This window comes from Thermofilum sp. (genome assembly GCA_038741495.1).
Taxonomy (GTDB): Archaea; Thermoproteota; Thermoprotei; order Thermofilales; family Thermofilaceae; genus Thermofilum.
In genome coordinates this window covers 283,625-299,590 of the sequence record JAVYKX010000002.1, presented here as the reverse complement: position 1 = coordinate 299,590, position 15,966 = coordinate 283,625, and the positions used below count along the sequence as shown (strand labels likewise).

Annotated in this window: 15 protein-coding genes; 7 read left to right on the top strand and 8 right to left on the bottom strand. The window is 61.2% G+C overall.

The window, feature by feature from the left end:
* Window positions 1-39 precede the first annotated feature (39 nt).
* Window positions 40-5,196 carry a carboxypeptidase-like regulatory domain-containing protein gene (locus QXU72_06335; protein ID MEM0494857.1) on the bottom strand — a complete coding sequence of 1,719 codons (5,157 nt, stop codon included), beginning with the start codon at window positions 5,194-5,196 and terminating at the stop codon, window positions 40-42.
* Window positions 5,197-5,363: 167 nt separating this feature from the next.
* On the opposite strand from QXU72_06335, the gene QXU72_06330 reads away from it, so the two are divergent.
* From QXU72_06330 to QXU72_06320, 3 genes are all read left to right on the top strand, one after another.
* Window positions 5,364-6,083 (top strand): metallophosphoesterase, encoded by a 720-nt coding sequence (locus QXU72_06330; GenBank protein ID MEM0494856.1) that lies wholly within the window; start codon window positions 5,364-5,366, stop codon window positions 6,081-6,083.
* 156 nt (window positions 6,084-6,239) lie between these two features.
* Window positions 6,240-7,154, top strand: a complete 915-nt coding sequence (locus tag QXU72_06325; GenBank protein MEM0494855.1) for an RIO1 family regulatory kinase/ATPase — start codon at window positions 6,240-6,242, stop codon at window positions 7,152-7,154.
* 17 nt (window positions 7,155-7,171) lie between these two features.
* Window positions 7,172-9,166: a DUF460 domain-containing protein gene (locus tag QXU72_06320; protein MEM0494854.1), complete on the top strand. Its 1,995-nt coding sequence runs from the start codon at window positions 7,172-7,174 to the stop codon at window positions 9,164-9,166.
* Here QXU72_06320 and QXU72_06315 read toward each other — a convergent pair.
* Together QXU72_06315 and QXU72_06310 are read right to left on the bottom strand one after the other, a co-directional pair.
* Window positions 9,153-10,373, bottom strand: a complete 1,221-nt coding sequence (locus QXU72_06315) for a methionine adenosyltransferase (GenBank protein MEM0494853.1) — start codon at window positions 10,371-10,373, stop codon at window positions 9,153-9,155. The two genes, QXU72_06320 and QXU72_06315, sit on opposite strands and share 14 nt — an antisense overlap.
* 101 nt (window positions 10,374-10,474) lie before the next feature.
* Window positions 10,475-10,816, bottom strand: coding sequence for a U6 snRNA-associated Sm-like protein LSm6 (locus QXU72_06310; protein ID MEM0494852.1), 342 nt, complete (start codon window positions 10,814-10,816; stop codon window positions 10,475-10,477).
* Between the two features lie 97 nt (window positions 10,817-10,913).
* Between QXU72_06310 and QXU72_06305 the strand changes: the two genes are divergently transcribed.
* The gene (locus QXU72_06305) at window positions 10,914-11,072 is read left to right on the top strand and encodes a TFIIB-type zinc finger domain-containing protein (GenBank protein ID MEM0494851.1); all 159 of its coding nucleotides are present in this window, start codon (window positions 10,914-10,916) and stop codon (window positions 11,070-11,072) included.
* Here the strand turns inward: QXU72_06305 and QXU72_06300 are convergent.
* Genes QXU72_06300 through QXU72_06285 form a run of 4 tightly spaced genes read right to left on the bottom strand, consistent with a single transcriptional unit; the run spans window position 11,069 to window position 13,642 of the window.
* The gene (locus QXU72_06300) at window positions 11,069-11,545 is read right to left on the bottom strand and encodes a ribosomal protein L13e (protein MEM0494850.1); all 477 of its coding nucleotides are present in this window, start codon (window positions 11,543-11,545) and stop codon (window positions 11,069-11,071) included. The two genes, QXU72_06305 and QXU72_06300, sit on opposite strands and share 4 nt — an antisense overlap.
* A gap of 18 nt (window positions 11,546-11,563) precedes the next feature.
* Window positions 11,564-11,893: a hypothetical protein gene (locus tag QXU72_06295; protein ID MEM0494849.1), complete on the bottom strand. Its 330-nt coding sequence runs from the start codon at window positions 11,891-11,893 to the stop codon at window positions 11,564-11,566.
* A gap of 38 nt (window positions 11,894-11,931) precedes the next feature.
* Window positions 11,932-13,437 (bottom strand): hypothetical protein, encoded by a 1,506-nt coding sequence (locus tag QXU72_06290; protein MEM0494848.1) that lies wholly within the window; start codon window positions 13,435-13,437, stop codon window positions 11,932-11,934.
* Window positions 13,421-13,642, bottom strand: a complete 222-nt coding sequence (locus QXU72_06285; GenBank protein MEM0494847.1) for a hypothetical protein — start codon at window positions 13,640-13,642, stop codon at window positions 13,421-13,423. Before QXU72_06285 ends, QXU72_06290 begins: the two co-directional genes overlap by 17 nt.
* A 127-nt stretch (window positions 13,643-13,769) precedes the next feature.
* Between QXU72_06285 and QXU72_06280 the strand changes: the two genes are divergently transcribed.
* Window positions 13,770-14,552 carry a hypothetical protein gene (locus QXU72_06280; protein MEM0494846.1) on the top strand — a complete coding sequence of 261 codons (783 nt, stop codon included), beginning with the start codon at window positions 13,770-13,772 and terminating at the stop codon, window positions 14,550-14,552.
* Window positions 14,549-15,058 (top strand): hypothetical protein, encoded by a 510-nt coding sequence (locus QXU72_06275; protein ID MEM0494845.1) that lies wholly within the window; start codon window positions 14,549-14,551, stop codon window positions 15,056-15,058. Before QXU72_06280 ends, QXU72_06275 begins: the two co-directional genes overlap by 4 nt.
* Here the strand turns inward: QXU72_06275 and QXU72_06270 are convergent.
* A complete protein-coding gene (locus QXU72_06270) occupies window positions 15,023-15,262 on the bottom strand; it encodes a hypothetical protein (protein ID MEM0494844.1) in 240 nt (79 codons plus the stop codon). The genes QXU72_06275 and QXU72_06270 overlap by 36 nt on opposite strands.
* An 86-nt stretch (window positions 15,263-15,348) precedes the next feature.
* Here QXU72_06270 and QXU72_06265 point away from each other — a divergent pair, with 86 nt between their 5' ends.
* A complete protein-coding gene (locus tag QXU72_06265; GenBank protein MEM0494843.1) occupies window positions 15,349-15,840 on the top strand; it encodes an adenosine-specific kinase in 492 nt (163 codons plus the stop codon).
* The last annotated feature ends 126 nt before the right edge of the window (window positions 15,841-15,966 follow it).

Below are 15,966 nucleotides of genomic sequence, written 5' to 3'. Positions count from 1 at the left end.
AGGTAAAAAAGGGTTTTTACCGTGCCCTACGGCCGCGCTTTACTTCTGCTCTCCTGCAGGAGCGATGACGCGAGCGAGGCGGCGGCGCCTCCAGGCGGCGTACTCGTGGGCGACGATGAAGATGACGAGGACGAGCAGGATGAGGAGCAGCAGCAGTCCGAGGAACTCGCCGCTGCTCATCTCCCAGCCGGCGATCGTGAGGAAGATGTCGAGCTTGAGCTCGGTGATGGTCTCCTTGCCGTCAGCTACCGTCGCGGTGGCGCTCGCCTCTCTGCCGCCCTTGCTCGCCTTTACGGAGTAGCTGCCGCTGGGCAGCTCGAGGCTGACGACGCCGCTAGCGTCGGTGGTGAAGGTGCCAACCTTGTCGACGTTCACGGTGGCTCCGTCGACGCCCTGGCCCCTGGCGCCAGTGACCTTAACCGTCAGCTTGCCGATCTTGGGTACGGTGACTGCGATCGCGGGAGCGCGAGCCGCACTACCGCTGAAAGCGACGGGGATGCCCTTCCAGTCCTTAACAGTGAAGCTGATGGTGCCGGGCAGCACCTCCCTCAGGGTTACAGCGCCGTCGGGGCCGAGTGTGTACGTCTCCTTGATGGCGCCGGGCTTAGTTATCTCGACGGTCGCGCCGGCGAGCGGCGTGCCGAAGGGTGACGAGAAGCTGATCTTGATGTCGCGGATGTCGAGGCGCACCTCGAAGGTCTGGAACGGTGTCTCGAACCTGCCCTTGATGATCGTGATGCTCTGCTCCGCGATCTTACCCACGCCGGCGTACTCGACAGTCACGAGGTAGGCGCCGTGCGGTGCCTGGCTGATGTCCTTCGGGTCGGTCTCGGGGCTCCTTGCAGCGCTGGCGTCCAGCGGCCAGCTCTTCGCGGTAGCCTTGTTCAGGATGATGGGCACTCTGCCGTCGCTCTCAGGTGTGTGCACGGTGATGACCTGGTCAGGCCACTTGATAGTCACGGTGATCTTCCCAAGCGTCTCGGGGGATAGCGGGGCTCCCTCAGCGTTCCTCAAGTAGATGAGCGCAGCGTAGACGAAGGTCTCGAGCGTGGTCCCGCTGCCGGGCGCGTAGAGCCTCGGGGTATCGTAGTCGGTCACGGTGTCGAAGATCACGATCTCCCTCGGTATGACACCCTTCTTCCTCAGCAGGTAGCTGTCACGCCAGTAGACGAGCAGCTGGTACCTCTGCCCGCCGGGCGGCACGTAGAGGATCACGTGCCCGTCAGCATCAGTGAAGCCGATCACGCTGGGCAGCGCCTTCGCCGTGGGCTCCCTGAGCACTGCAGCAACCATCATGTTCTGCAGCGGCTTGCCCTGCCAGTCGAACACGGTTACGAGGATCCCGCTCCACGTGAGCTCGATGCACTTGCCGCCAGGCATGTTGTTATCGAGAGTGAAGCTGACCACTCTGGATAGCGTGTCGGGGTCCATCACGTCCTCGGTCTTCAAACCGTAGGGCGCGAGGATCGGGTCGAAGTTCAGCCTCGTGGACAGCCTATACTTAAGGCCTGTGATGCCGAGGAACGCGAGCTTGCCCGTGAAAACGGGCTTGCCGCCGATCGGAGTGCTCACCGTCGCGCCCTTGTCGGGGTAGAAGGGCGCTGTGCCGTCAGCTCCCGTGGCACCCGTAGCTATCGCTGCAGTAGCTCCAGGAGTCACGCCGATAGCGGTGGCGGTCACGGGCTGGTTAGCCATCGGGACAGTCTTGCCGCGGAGGTCGGGGCCGCCCACAAGGACGCAGAAGCCCTCCATCGCCGCCGTGGGGACTACCTTGGCTGCACCGCTCCACAGCGTTAAGTTCCACGCCCCGCCGATCCAGGCCTTCGGCCCGCGGAACGGGCCGACCCACTTCCCAGTGTAGAACTTGTACCAGTCGAGGCTCTGGCTCGTATCAGTGAAGATGCCGTCCAGAGTTACGTTGTAGGGTCCGACGAGGTAGCCGTAAAGCGTGCCGATGTTGGTAATAGTGCTGTGGTACGGCGTGTCGGGGACGCCGGGGGTGCCGTACTTCTTGCCGGCGAGCACGTACACGTTGGTTATGCTTGCGCCGAACTTAACTGCAGAGATGCCGCTGCTGGTGGGCGCCCAGACCGCTACGGGTATCGTCACGACGCCGTCGCCGTTGCCGTCGACCGCGCTCCAGGCGATGCTGACGGGGCCGCTCTTACTGTACTCGCTGAACCTCGTCACGTTCAGGAAGATGTCGCCCTTGAGCTGGGTCTTCCAGTAAACGACGTCGCTCCTAACGAGGGTGACGTTGAGGCCTGGGATGAGGCCTGCATTCTCCTTGCTGAGGGTGTAGATGTCAAGGTTGATCACCCAGGTGACGAGCTGCACCTTGATGCTGTACCTGCCGGCCCAGGCGGGCGCGCTGTAGAACCTGACGATCGGGTGCTCGATCCTCCCATCCTTGTCGAGGATCCAGGTGTAGTCGAGGCTATCGGTCTTAGCAAGCTTCGTGGTCTTCGCGGTCTCGTTGAAGAGGATGACCTGGGCTGGGATCACCTTAGTGTAGTCGAGCGCTTCGCTGGGCGCGGGCATGGTGAACGTGTAGTTGTAGACCATGACGCCGCCGTACCAGACGATGAAGCTGTAGTTAGCGCCGGCGATGAAGAGGTGCGGGTAGTGGCTGTTCATGAACTGGCTGCTCGTGAACTTGAACCTCGCTTCGCTGATCCCGTTGCCCCACGGCTTGTCGGCGAAGCCGGTCGCGTTGAAGATCCGGTAGTCGACAAGGATCTCGGGCCAGCAGAGGCAGCCAGGTCCTCCGACGCAGAGGAGAGTCACGTTGTAGTCTGTGCCGTAGGCAGTGTCGTTGAGCGCGACGATCACAGGCGCGGTTCCGTTACTGGTGGGCAGCTCCTTCAGGATGTTGCCAGCGTGGTCTACAGCTTCGAGCGTGAAGCTGAAGATCCAGGCTGGCACGTCGATCGGGCCGACGGAGCAGGCGGGCTTGATGCCGGCGATTAGGGAGGTGAGATCCCACTTGCCTACGAGCAGTCCAGCATCCTGCGGTCTGATGTAGTGCGTGCTACTAGTTGTTCTGAGCTCGAGGATCACTTTCGTGTTGCCGGTGACGATCATCGGCACCTTAGTGAAGCTGACAAGCCCGCTGCAGTCGGTGAGCTTGGGGCCGTCAACATACATCCGCGCGTCGCCCTTATAGTAGGTCAGCGTCGCGCTGATGTTGACGAGCGGCTCTTTAACGTCCCACTGCGTGACGCGGAAGACGATGTCGCCGACCGGGAACACGTAGGTGGCTTGGCTCACGTTAGCGATGTTGCCTGTGACGACCAGCGGGCTCGGGCCGGAAACGGGGTCCATCAAGACGCCTTTGAACGCCAGCTTAACGGTGAAGGTGCCTCCAGGCACCTTGCCGAGGAAAGTTGTGCCGTTCCTGCCGAGGCCCGCGCTGAAGGTGACGGTCACCCCGCCGCCGGGCGGAGTGTAGGTGAGGATGAGCGAAGCGTTGCGGTCGTCGAGGCTGGTGATCGGCCTGTTGCAGAGGTCTAAGACGAGGATGTTGACGTTGAAGACCTTAGCAATCAAGTCAAAGCTCTGCAGGGTGCAGTCGGCGGGCAGGCCGAGAGCGGGGATGAGCTCAACCTTGTTGTTGTCCGGCGTCACGTCGACGAAGTACTCGGTGCCGGGTAGCGCGTAGAACACCTTGAAGGTGTACGTGTAGGTCCTGTTGCTGATGATGAAGTCGAAGGGCACGGGCAGGTAGCCGGGGCTGCTGCCCTTCCTCACGATTATAGGCGTGCCGTCCTTAACAGAGCCACCGCCGAGGATCTCATACGGTGGCAGCGCCACGTAGCCAGCGCCATCAGTGTAGGTGTTGATCGGGTCGTAGCCCGGAGCCTCTATGATGACGATCGCGCCCTCGAGAGGCTGAACCGCCGTGATACCGCTATCCTTCACTCTAACCTGCGCGCGGACCACGCCAACCCTGATCGCAATATCAGCAACCCCATTGCTAACGGTGCCCGTGAAGTACGTCCAGGACTGCCCGTTTGGCAGCGTCGCGCTCAGGCTCGACGGTATACTAGTGGTGTTGAACGCGGTGCTGAAGACCTGTATGCCGTTAATCTCCGCGGCGATAGTCAGCTTCTCGTTGTAGAACAAGGAGATGTTGGGCAGCCAGAAGTAACCGTTGTATCCCTCTTCTGGCGCTACGCCCGTCCCTGGGCTTACTTTACCTACTCTGACCTTGCCGAAAGTTGGCGAAGAGAACTCTACGTTGATCGGAGGCCACTCCCAGCCTGTCAGCGTGTTGCCGCACGGGTCCTGCACCGTGACTCTCGCCAGGAACGTGTAAGCGCGGTCTACAACAGTATACTTGTGGGTCGTCAAGGGGTCGCCGGTTATCTGCGTACTCGTCTTCGGCTTACCGGGGATGAGCTCCGTGATGTTAATGTACCATGTTGTGGGGTTGAGGTAGTTGGTTGTGTACAGGGTGACGTTCTCCCTGCCTACGAGGATCTTGTTGTAGCTCCCGGGGCCGGTGCTGATCAGCCAGCTTACCTCCTTGTACAGCGTCACGTTCCAAGCCTTCTCGATGTGGTAGCACGTAGGCCCGAGAGTAGGCTTAATGTCAACCTCCACCGTGGGAGCGATGAACCACTTCTTCGAAATGGCATACCTGTTGCCTTCGCTGGCGAACACTGGGGCACCAGCCTTCTTGTAGAGCCAGACTTCGAAGTACGCTATATCCTCCCTACCAGACTCGGGATCCTGGAAGTATAAGTTTACATCAGTGCCACCAATGTTCGTTATCGCTTTGAAGGTCAGGTTCCACAGGAGATTCATGGGTAGAGTGGAGTTAAGGAAGTTAAGGTTGGGCTGGTTCCTCAGAGTGTAAGCGAGGAACGTCCTGCCGTAAGCCTGCCAGAAGACTGAGATGTTGTAAGTTCCGTACTGAGGTTGGGGGATTACTCCCCCCGGCTGGTCAATGACCGCCCATATGTAGCCAGTCTTGTTGGTAGTTCCAATAGCGTGCGCGAGAATGCAGTTACCTGTCTCGTTGAACACCACGATGATGACAGGCTGGTTTGCGAAAGCCGTGCCGTCGGGCATTTCGAGCTTGAAGTACACGCTCTCTGCGGGGAACTTGGTTGGCTGCGCAGCTGCGGTGCTGGCGAGTGCCAGCAGCGCGGCCACTAGGGCTACAGCTAATAGGGTGTATTTCCTACTCATACTGTTTCACGCCCCCTTTTCGGGGTCGCGTCTCCGGGAGGCTGGAGGGTATTTATGGGTAAGTTGCTCGGTTAATTAGAAATCGTCTCTAGACGTTCTGTTTTTAGGTTTCTGACGAAGCCTTCCCTTGGGTTGTCCTTTTAAGCGCGCCCAGCGCCTCCTTGCCGGTGGCGGGGTTGAGGGCTCTGGCTTTCGCCGACGTTCACGCGCCGCGCTTCTTGCCGCTGCTGAACCGGTCTCTCCAAAAGCTGGAGGTGGGGGGCGTGGAGCTCGTCCTCGTCGCTGGGGATGTGGTGGAGAAGGGGGAGTGGAGGGTGTGCAGCAGCGTGGAGAAGCTTCTCGAGAGGCGCGCGCCGGGGGTGCCGGTGGTGGCGGTGTTCGGGAACGAGGACTACGAGGAGGTTCGGGAGAAGATGAGGGAGGAGTGCCCGGGCTTCCGCTGGCTGGAGGACGCTGCACTGCCGCTCGACCTGCCGTCGGGGAGGGTCGTGGTTGTGGGGACGACGGGCTCTCTCGACAGGCCGACGAGGTGGCAGGAGAGGAACGTGCCGAGAGTGAGGGAGCTGTACCGGGCGAGGCTGGAGCGCGTGGAGGCTCTGCTGAAGAGCGCGGGCCAGGGTGTCGTCGTGCTGCTCACGCACTACCCGCCGAGGTGCAGGACGCTGGAGGGGGAGGATGAGCGGTTCTGGCCCGAGATGTCCTCGCGGGGGATGAGGGAGGTTGTGGAGCGCGCTCAGCCGGACGCTGTGGTCCACGGGCACCTGCACGAGAGCAGGGTTCACAGGGACTTTATCGGCTCGACTCCGGTGTTCAACGTTTCCCTGCCCGCGGTCGGCGGAGCGGTGGTGCTGGAGCTGAGGAGGAGGGGGCTCTCAGCCTTCCTCTAGGTTCAGCAATCGAGGTTCCTCATCACCGCTCAGGCGCGAGCTACCTCATCCTCGCCCAGGTACCTGCAGAACCGGCAAAAGAGCTTTACGCGGCTCTCGAGCGGGAGGCGGGCGCGCCAGCCGCGCGGCGGGATGAAGGTTTTAAGCCTGCCGTGATTGCCGCTTACCGACGCGGTTGTGAGCGCGAGGTTCTCGGTTGAAGCGCTGCGCTTGCTCAGCAACGTGGACTACAGGCTGCTGGTAGCGGTGGAGAGGGGGATGATCAACCACGAGTACGTTTCGCTGGAGCTGATCGCGTCGCTAGCGGGGGTGGGCGGGGAGCTGGCCGAGAGGAGGATGAGGAGGCTGCACGCGCTGGGGCTGGTGCAGCGGGTGAAAGCCGCGTACACGGGCTACGTGCTGACTAGCCGGGGGTACGACTGCCTCGCCTTCCGCGTGCTCGCGAAGCGGGGGGTGCTGGAGGCTATCAGCCAGAGCCCCGTGGGGGAGGGGAAGGAGTCGGAGGTTTACCTCGGCCTCACGCCGGGTGGGAGGCTGGTTGCGGTGAAGGTGCACAGGGTTGGGCGGACGAGCTTCCGCAGCGTGAAGAAGGTTAGGCTCTACGCTGCTGGTAAGCGGCACACCTCCTGGCTCTACCAGTCGAGGCTCGCGGCGAGGAGCGAGTACGAGGCTCTGCGGCTGCTCTGGAAGGCTGGCGTCTCGGTCCCCGAGCCTATCGACTGGAACCGCCACGTGGTGGTGACGGGGTACGTGGAGGGGGTAGAGCTCTCGGAGGGGCCCGAGCTCGAGGACCCTGGAAGCGTTCTGGAGCGCGCGCTAGCGGAAGTGGAGAAAGCGTACCGCGCCGGCGTGGTTCACGGCGACCTCAGCGAGTACAACGTTCTCGTGGTGGAGGGGGAGAAAGTAGTGCTCATCGACTGGCCCCAGTGGGTCTCTTCGTCCCACCCTCAGGCTCTCACCCTCCTTAAGAGGGACGTGGAGAACCTCGCCGCCTTCTTCGCGAGAAAGTACGGGCTCAAGCTGAACGCTGCAGCGCTCGCGGAAGAGTTTTTAACCAGAGTAGCTGGCTAGCTAGGGGAAAGCTCAGCGTGGCTTTCAGGAAGGTTCTCGGCCTCGACATCCTGCCCGGGAGCTCTCCGGAGAAGGGGGAGCCGGCTTTCGCCTGCGTTCTCGTCAGCGAGGGCAGGGTGGTGGGCAGGTGGGAGGGGCTCTCGCGCGGGGAGGCGCTGGCCCTAGCGGCCCAGCAGGGCGCGGAGGCGATCGCGGTAGACAACCTCGGCGAGCTGGGGAGCGAGGAGGAGATCGCGAAGCTGCTGAAGGTTCTTCCGGCAAGCCTAAAGCTCGTGGAAGTCACGCGGGTAGCGGGCGAGCGGCTGAGCGTAGAGGCGCTCTGCGCGCTCACCGGGCTCCGCGGGGGGAAGCTTTCCCCTCTCGAGACCGCGGAGGTGGCTGCGCTCCTCGCGTACCACGGCGTGGGCTCCGAGGTCCTCCTCTTCGAGGAGGAGACACTCATAAAGGTGGGGAGGGGCAGGGTCCCCGGTCCCGGGGGGATGAGCAGGGAGCGCTTCAAGCGTGGCATCGAGCTCCTCGTGAAGAGGAAGGTGAGCGAGATACGGGAAGCGCTCGAGAGGGCTGGGCTCGACTACGACCTGTTCGCCAGGAAGTCTGGCGAGGGGCTCACGGGAGCGACCTTCGTGGTGTACGCGCCTCGGGAAGCGCTCGCCGGGGTTGTGCGCCGTGAGAGCGGGCACGACCTATTCGTCGAGATCGAGCCCGTGAAGAGGGAGAGAGTCGAGTACAGACCCCTCACCTCTAAGTCTGCCAGGAGGGCTTGGCGCTCCGAGAGAGTCCTCATCGTGGGGGTGGACCCGGGCACGACTACGGGGGTTGCTGCGCTAGACTTGAAGGGGAGCGTGGTCGCCTTGTTCTCGAAGAGGCTGCTCGGCAGAAGCCAGCTGACCAGGGCGCTCAGCGAGCTGGGCCGTCCCGCCGTCGTGGCGACGGATGTGCAGCCGCCTCCCTCCTACGTGAGGAAGCTCGCTTCGAGCTTAGGTGCCGTGCTCTTCGCCCCGCCGAGGCCGCTCAGCTTGGATGAAAAGCGCCGCCTCGCCGGGGAGGCTAGCAGCCTCTCCGGGGTGAAGGTGAGGGACAGCCACCAGAGGGACGCTCTCGCCGCAGCCTACAAGGCGTTTCTCTCGTACAGGGAGAAGTTCGAGGAGGTGGAGAGGGAGGCGGAGAGGAGGGCCCTCCCAGTGCCCCTCGACGAGGCTAAGCTCCTCGTCTTGCGCGGGGAGCCTGTAGCGAGCGCGGTGGTGAAAGCGGCTGGAAAGTACCTCGGCTTAGAGCCTAGAGCCGAGGTCGAGCGGCTTCCCGCTGAGAGCGCGGAGCACGCTTTGGAGTTCTACAAGGCGCTTGTCGAGCAGCTGGCCGCGGACAACCACGCCCTCAGAAGGGAGCTGAGAGAGGTTAGGGAGGAGCTTGAGGAGAAGGCAGCAGCGCTGGAGAGGCTTCTCAGCGCTCGCAGCTCTCTAGGCGCCAGGGATGGGGCACTCGTCAAGCTCGAGGCGAGGATCGACATGATGAGCAGGGAGCTGCAGGAAGCGAGGGAGAAGCAGGCTGAGCTTGAGCGGAGAGCTTCCTCCCTGGCGGTAATGCTCCGCGAGATCGTACTCGGTAGCAAGTGCGCGGCACTTAAGCTGTCGGCCGCGCTCGAGCTGCTCGAGAGGGGTGAGTTTAACCCGGCATCGCTGCTAGACCCCGTCATCTTCGTGGACAAGGAGTGGCCCCGCGACCAGCTCCGGGAGGCGCTGATCCGCGTGAAGGATCCCTCGAGGCCGCTGGTAGCTGTAGTGAGGGCATCGCCCCCGGGGGACCTCTGTGAGAGCCTGCCTCTCGGCGTTGTAGCCGTCCCTCTCAGCGCGCTGCCCTCCGCACGCGAGGTCGAGCTCTTCCTGGCTGTGGACAGGAGCGAGCTGCAGGCAGCAGTTGAGCAGCTGGGAGCGAGGAGCGTGGCGGATAAGCTGAGAAAAGCGCTAGAGGATTACAGGAGGCGGAGGGCTTCCGAACTCTTCAGAAGAGCATGACCTCCTCTCTCAGAACCTTCTCCCAGAGCCTGTTGATCCTGTCGAGGTGGTCGGCGAGCACCTCTTCAGCCTTGTGCCGGACCCTCGCGACAACCTCCTCGGGGGCGTTGATGCCGATGTAGGAGAGCAGTGGCTCGTTTATGGGCCTGCCGATCTGGCTGATCAGCTTGACGTAGACTTCCTCGACGCGGTCCAGCTGGGCGATGTCCTGCGCCGCGTTGAAAGCGACGATGTTGTAAAGCTTCCCTACGTGGCTCACCGGGTTCTTGCCCGCAGTAGCTTCGAGCGACATCGGCCTGAAAGGCGTGATTAAGCCGTTCGCCCTGTTCCCGCGCCCCGTCGCCCCGTCGTCGCCGTGCTCCGCGGACGTGCCCGTAACGACGAGGTAGACTCCTCCCTTGTCCCCCTTAGAGGGGTCGTCGCCGGTGTTCACGTAGACCTCAACTTCTTTGTCGGTGATCTCGTGAGCTTTCTCCAGGACGAGCTTCCTTATCGCTTCCTTGACTTCCAGGTACTCCGCAGTGCTTCTCACGTGCCTCGAGACTATGGCGGCTGCAACCGTCAGGTATATCTTGTCACCCTTCCTAACCCCCATCACCTTCACATCCTCCCCTATCGCCGGGTAGTCGTGCTTCACGCGCTCTGAGTTCAGCAGCCTCTCCGCCTCCAGAACGAGCCTCTCGGTCGTGGACAGGGGGGCGTAGCCGACACCCATCGACGTGTCGTTCGCTCCTGGATAGGCGCTGGCTCTGGAGTATATGTCGACGAGGTCTACAGAGCCCTTGCCAACCCTGTAGTCGATGATCGTGTGCTCCTCGGGGTTAAGGTAGCGGAAGCTGCTCGAGAGCCACTTCCGCACAGCTCTCAGGATTAGAGGGCCTACAGGCACGCTCACCTTCGAGCCGTCGCTCTGAACAACCTCGGTTGTAGCCCTCCCCGAAACCAGGATGTAGATCGGCTGCAGAAGCTCTCCGCCGCCGTACCTCGGAGCCGACTGCCCGCCGACAACCAAGACCTTGTCCAGGTTGTGGTGGAGAATCCTGCCGAAGTGCTCTAGGTAGTACCGGCATAGCTCGCGGCTCGCCGCCTCGGCGACCGAGTCGGCTATGTAGTCAGGGTGCCCGACGCCCTTCCTCTCAACGATCTCGACGGGAAGGCGCTCAGGCGGGGCGTAGCCCACTCTTTCGACGTTAATCTCTCTCGGCATCGAAAGGCTTCAGAAGCCGCTTCAACTTTTATGGTTTTTGGGAGATTACCGGCAGTAATATCGGCACCCAAGCCTGCCGGAGTGCCCGACCCATCCCGAGGCTAATCCTCCTGATCCTCCTCGCTGCCCTGCTGGGGCTCCTCTCGCTTCTGGGCTTCGGTGGGCTCGAAGAAGGTGACTTTGCTGAGATCGAGCGAAACGTAAAGCAGGTTGCTCCCGCGGATGAAGACCGTGCCGAGGTTGGCGAGGAGCTTGTTGGTATCGCTAACCTCCTTCGCTTCGTCGAGAAGTAGATTCATAGAGCGGTCGAGGAACCTTAGTCTTCCGATGTACTCTGTCCCGTCTTTTAGCTTCACCAGGATGTTCTTGCCATTCGCCCGGCGTATGTAGTCGAGGGGGTTCCCTCTAAGCGTTGAACCCAGCTTCAGGGAGGATGCGCTCACGCGATAGGGTACTAGCCTCGCTTTATATTGCTTTCCTTCGCGCAGCGCCAGCTAGAAAAGCATATGTGAAGTAGGGCGCTGAAAGAGCGGGGTACGCGTGGGGGAGGTTCGCTGCAGCGTGTGCGGTAGCCCCGAAGTAGCGGCTAAAATCGAGGGCAAGTACTACTGCCGCGAGTGCGGAGCCAAGCTCCTGAGGGAAAACTCGAAGAGGCTGCTGGAGTACTTGAAGAAGAAGTACCTCGAGAAGGCTGCTTAATCCCCGCCCTTGTGGCGGGCCGCTTCATGCCTCTTCTTCAGCAGCCTCTCCCTCTGCTTCCTCTTCCACTTGTAGTGGTGAGTGTAGCGGAGCTTCAGCGAGAGAAGCCCCCTCCCGCGCCTCCCAGCCGCAGTCTTCCCCTTGAAAACTTTAGTGGGATCCGCTTTCACAACAACTTTCTCGGGTAGAGCCGGTCTCGGCGGCTCAGCGCCCTGCTCCAAGGCTCTCTTCAGCTCGAGGAGGTACTGGCGCAACCTCTCCACGTTCTCGGGATGCACGCTCTTCCTCCTCTTGTCCACGAAGATTCCCAGAAGCCTGGCTTCAGCCACCGTGAGCCCGAGCTCCCGCACCTCACCTTCGCTAAACCCCTTACCCTCCCTCACCGGCCTGGGGGGTAGCCTAGCGTGTACTCTGAGCACCGGGCTGGTAACCACGGGCCTGGGCGGTTCCGGCTGGCTGCTCACGCTAACCACCGCCGACCCTGCCTTCGGCTAGATCGTCTTTAAAATGTTACGTGCCTTCAGCGCGAGTACGCCGACGACTACTGCCCCGCCCAGTAAGCCGAGAGCAACTCCGAAGTTTAGCGTCGAAAGTGCTGAGTCGAAGTCGTAGTCTTCTACAGCCCTCCTAGCGTGCCAGGTTACGAATAGTGACGCTAGCGAGAGCGCGAGAAAAGCCAGCGCAGCGTAAGTTCCGGCATCGATACTCTTCGCAAGCAAGATGTAGAGCGGCGGCACCAGCACGACCGCTAGGTTGAAGTAGAGAGCTTTGGAAAGCAGCGAGCTTGCCCGCCTAACGGCCTCCTCCCTTTTTACGTGCATAAGGCGAAAGCACCGCAGCCTGAGCACTCGCGAGCTATTTAAGCGAAGCGGAGAAGGGCCAGAGCCACCAGTCCTAGGCCGGCGCCCGCGCTAGCTCCTCCGGAGATGCTCCGCACGGCTCCAGGCTTAACTACGGTGAGGAGGATCTTCAGCGCTGTAAGGCCAGCGATGAACATTAGGGAGGAGGGGTCGCGGAGCTGATCCCCGAGAAGCGCCGCTAAAAGCATGCCTGACGGGTGAAAGGGGGCGGCAGCTGCAGCGAGGGAAAGGAAGCTGCCGGTCGCGCTCCTAGCCAGAGCCTGAGCCGCCAAACCCCCCGCGGAGACGAGCAAGGGTAGCAGCACGGCCGGAGCACTCACCTCGTATCTCCTGAGGGCTGGAGGCGGCCAGGAGAATGCGGCCGCGTAGTAAGGAATCGCGAGGAGGCCTGCAGCCACGGGAGCTGCTGCGAGCAGTAATCCCGGTTCACAGTACTCGACCTCGCGCGAGAACCATCGCAGATGCAGCTGCACAAGCGCAGCGAGGGAAGCTGAGAGTATAAGTGGGAAAAGCCAGCTTGCAGCGACCTCCACGCCGGGAAGCGCCTCTGCCTCTGCAGCTAACCGCTGCGATAGTAATACGAGGAGAGCCACGCTGAGGCTGAACCCCGTGCTCTCGAGGGAGGTGGCGGCAGCCCCCGCTGCCAATGAGAGGAGCAGGAATGAGAGCATGTACGCTGGGAAGGTGGGCCCCACGAGGGTGAAGAACGCGAGAGAAAGGATTAGAGCCGCTAGAGCGAGCTGGAATAAGCCCCAGTAGCCCTCCGCGGCGGCACGCCTCCCGTACAACGCTCGGGAAGCTGCAGCGTGAAAAGCGCAGCCGAGCGTGGCACCCAGCAGGAGCCCGTTCCGGGGTAGCGGGAGAGCGGCGTACAGGAGAAAGGAGAGAGACACGGGTAGCGGTGAAGTGAGGAGAGCTGCCGGCAGCGCAAAGTACAGGTAGAGCTGCGCCTCGTTAGAGCTTCGAGTATGCCACGCGGAAAAGAGGGGGATGAGGAGGCCGAGAAGAAAGCCGAGAAAAGCCCAGCGGGGTTCCCCTCCCAGTGCCCGCGAAGCCCGCTCAGCGAGCAGCCTGGCATCCACATCGTTGACCGCGACGGCTCCGATAGCTGTCGATAGCACTAGGAGCGATGCCAGGAACATTGACGCGGAAACTGCTAGCGCTACGTACCAGAACGATGCCCCCAGGCTCTCGAACAAGTTCCTTGCGACCACGTAGGAGAAACCTCCAGACTTTACAGCCTCCACGATGCCTGACGCCGCGATAACCACAGCCGGCGACGCGGCGAGCGCCGATACCGGCGCCGCAAAAGCTACCGCGAGCTCACTCATTCGCCTACGCTTAGCGAGCGCCGATAGAGCGGTGACGAGGGGGGCTACTACGAGGGTTAGGGGGAGCCACGCGCCGGCCGCCGACGAGCGAGTGGCGGCAATGGCTAGTGCTCCCGTCACAGCGAGGGAGGTCCCCAGCACTAGTAGCTTTTCTCCTCTAGTGAAGCAGCTCATCGGCAGCGCCCTTCTTGAAACCGCAGCTGTTCGACATCTTCTTGCCCTCCAGGGCACGCCTCTTCGGGCAACCGCTTCCACCCGACTTGCAGTAGCTTAGGAGCCTGTCGCTTGCCCCCCTCCACTCCTCCGGCCCCATAAGCACGCATCTGTAACCAGAAGCGGTGAGCTGGTAGAAGATGCACTCCTTACCCTCAGCCGACACGCGACCCACCCCTCCCCCTGGCTTTCACGTGGTGCTCACCAAACCCGGCATCGTTTCGCTAGCTGCTGCAGGTTTAGGAATTACCCTCATATATCGGTGTAGTTCACAATCAGTGAGTGGCACGTACATGTCATCGCGTGGCGTGTGCCCAGGGCTTTACCGCACAGGCAACAAGTTCTACTGCAAGTTTGCCGGCGGTGCAGAGGTGGATCCCGCCTTCCTACCCTGCGTGGCCGACTACTGGAGCTGTGAGTTTTACAAGAAGCAGGAGGAGAAAAGGAGGGCCCCGCAGCCCCCTCAGGTGCCGCAGCAAGCAGTTGCTGCGGTGGAGATCCGCGAAGAGCCCCGCGTGACCACAGAGCTCCGGCCCCCTCCCCCACCGCAGCCCGTGGCGGCTGCAGACGAGGTAGAGGAGCTGGTGAGGAGGGCAGTTGACCTCGGGAAAATGTGGGAGGAGTACGAGCGGGAGGCGCGGGCAATTGTGGATAGCTGGGAGGAGGTGCGCGAAAAGCTCAGGAAGGACATCCTCGGCCTTGAGAAAGCCATCGAGGCGTACGAAGCGGAGATTGAGAGGCTGGAGGCCAGGCTCAAGCTGGGCGTGTTGAGTGAGAAAGAGTACGAGGAGGTGAGGAGTAGGCTCGACGCAGAGCTCGCACAGAGGCTGAGCTCCAAGGAGCTGCTCGAGAGAAAGCTCGCAGACCTGGATAGGGCTGTTATTCCTCACTTTAAGCGGGTGAAAGCCACTGAGGTTAAACCCGAGATCGCTAAAATGAGAATCGCTCTCTCAAAATTGGAGCAGAAGTTCAAGAGCGGCGAGATACCGAGAGACGTGTACGAGCGGTTAAAGAGCGAGATAGAGGAGAAGATAAGGAGGCTTGAAAAGATACGGGAGGAGGTTGAGGAGCTATGAGCCTGGCTGATAGCGCGGGTGAGGTTGCCCGATTATTCGAAAGAGCAGAGAACCTGTGGCAGAACTATGTTGAGGGTGCGAGAACAGCTATTAGAGAATGGGAGCGGCTAAGACCTCTGCTCTACGAGAGAATCAGCGTGCTCAAGGCCATGATTAGAGTGAACCTGGAGGAAGTGCGGGAGCTAAGCTTGAAAGTGGAGCTTGGGTTAGTCAGCGAGGCTAAGGCGAAACGGAGACTCGAAGTGCTGAGCGCGGAGACACCAGCGCTCGTCAAGGAGCTCGGCGAGCTGTGGATACTTCTAGAGGAGCTTACCGAGATGACGATTCTGCACTCGCGGAGGATGGGCGTGCCCGCCGAAGTGAGGGAAGAGGATATCGAGGCTAAGGCCCGTGAGCTTGAAGAGTGCTTCCACGGGTCTGTAATAGACAAGGAGACTTACGAGAAATTGAGAGAAATCATCGCGAGGCAGCTAGCCGCGCTTAAGTCTCTTCCTCCGCACGGTTAGCCTCACCTTCCCGCCTGGAAGCTTTTCAACTTTCAGCGCTCCGGGGGTGATGCTGCCCCTCGTTTCCGCGGCTTTCGCGAGCCTCTTCACAACGTTGGTGAAGTGCTCGCGGCAGAGAGCTAGGCTCAGCTTCCCGGTCTCGAGAATGATCTCTGGCTGGCGCTGGCAATTCTCCCACATGCACGTTAGCGCGTCGTTGATCACGAGCAGCTTCGAGTACTCTCGCTTAAATAGACTTTTCTCTCGAGGTCTGGCAAAGCTTATTTTTCGCCGAAGGTGGTAGACATCATGTGAGCGTAAGGCTTGAAATCGTCAGAATGTTGATTCCCGAGAAGGCCAACATCATCATTGGGCAGACACACTTCATCAAGTCGGTCGAGGATATAGCGGAGGTTGTGGTTACTAGTGTTCCGGGCGCGAAATTCGGCTTAGCGTTCAACGAGGCTTCCGGGGACAGGCTAGTCAGATACGATGGAAATGACGAGGAGCTCGTCAAGGCCGCTATAGAGAACGCGCAGAGGATCGGGGCGGGACACGTTTTCGTGCTACTCGTAAGGGATGCATGGCCCATCAACCTCTTGAATCAGCTGAAGATGGTTCAAGAGGTTGCACACATCTACTGCGCAAGCGCTAATCCGGTCCAAGTGATAGTCGCCGAGACAGACCAGGGTAGGGGTGTGCTCGGCGTGATAGACGGCTTCACGGTTGTCGGGGTAGAAGGGGAAGCCGATAAGAAGAAGAGAGTAGACTTCCTCAGGAAGATAGGGTACAAGAGAAGCTAGTAGAGGCTAGGTGGGTTGAGGGTTTTCTTTAAAATTCACACCGAAGAGCGCGGGGTGGTGCGAAGCTCTCCTCATGCGTGAATATAAGGGGTAGCGCCTCCACGAGTGAGGAAGCGGCTCGGCGAG

Coding starts and splice junctions, on each gene's coding strand:
- QXU72_06280 (MEM0494846.1), top strand. CDS start 13,770: ATGTCATCGCGTGGCGTGTGCCCAGGGCTTTACCGCACAGGCAACAAG.
- QXU72_06275 (MEM0494845.1), top strand. CDS start 14,549: ATGAGCCTGGCTGATAGCGCGGGTGAGGTTGCCCGATTATTCGAAAGA.
- QXU72_06290 (MEM0494848.1), bottom strand. CDS start 13,437: ATGAGCTGCTTCACTAGAGGAGAAAAGCTACTAGTGCTGGGGACCTCC.
- QXU72_06295 (MEM0494849.1), bottom strand. CDS start 11,893: ATGCACGTAAAAAGGGAGGAGGCCGTTAGGCGGGCAAGCTCGCTGCTT.
- QXU72_06315 (MEM0494853.1), bottom strand. CDS start 10,373: ATGCCGAGAGAGATTAACGTCGAAAGAGTGGGCTACGCCCCGCCTGAG.
- QXU72_06335 (MEM0494857.1), bottom strand. CDS start 5,196: ATGAGTAGGAAATACACCCTATTAGCTGTAGCCCTAGTGGCCGCGCTG.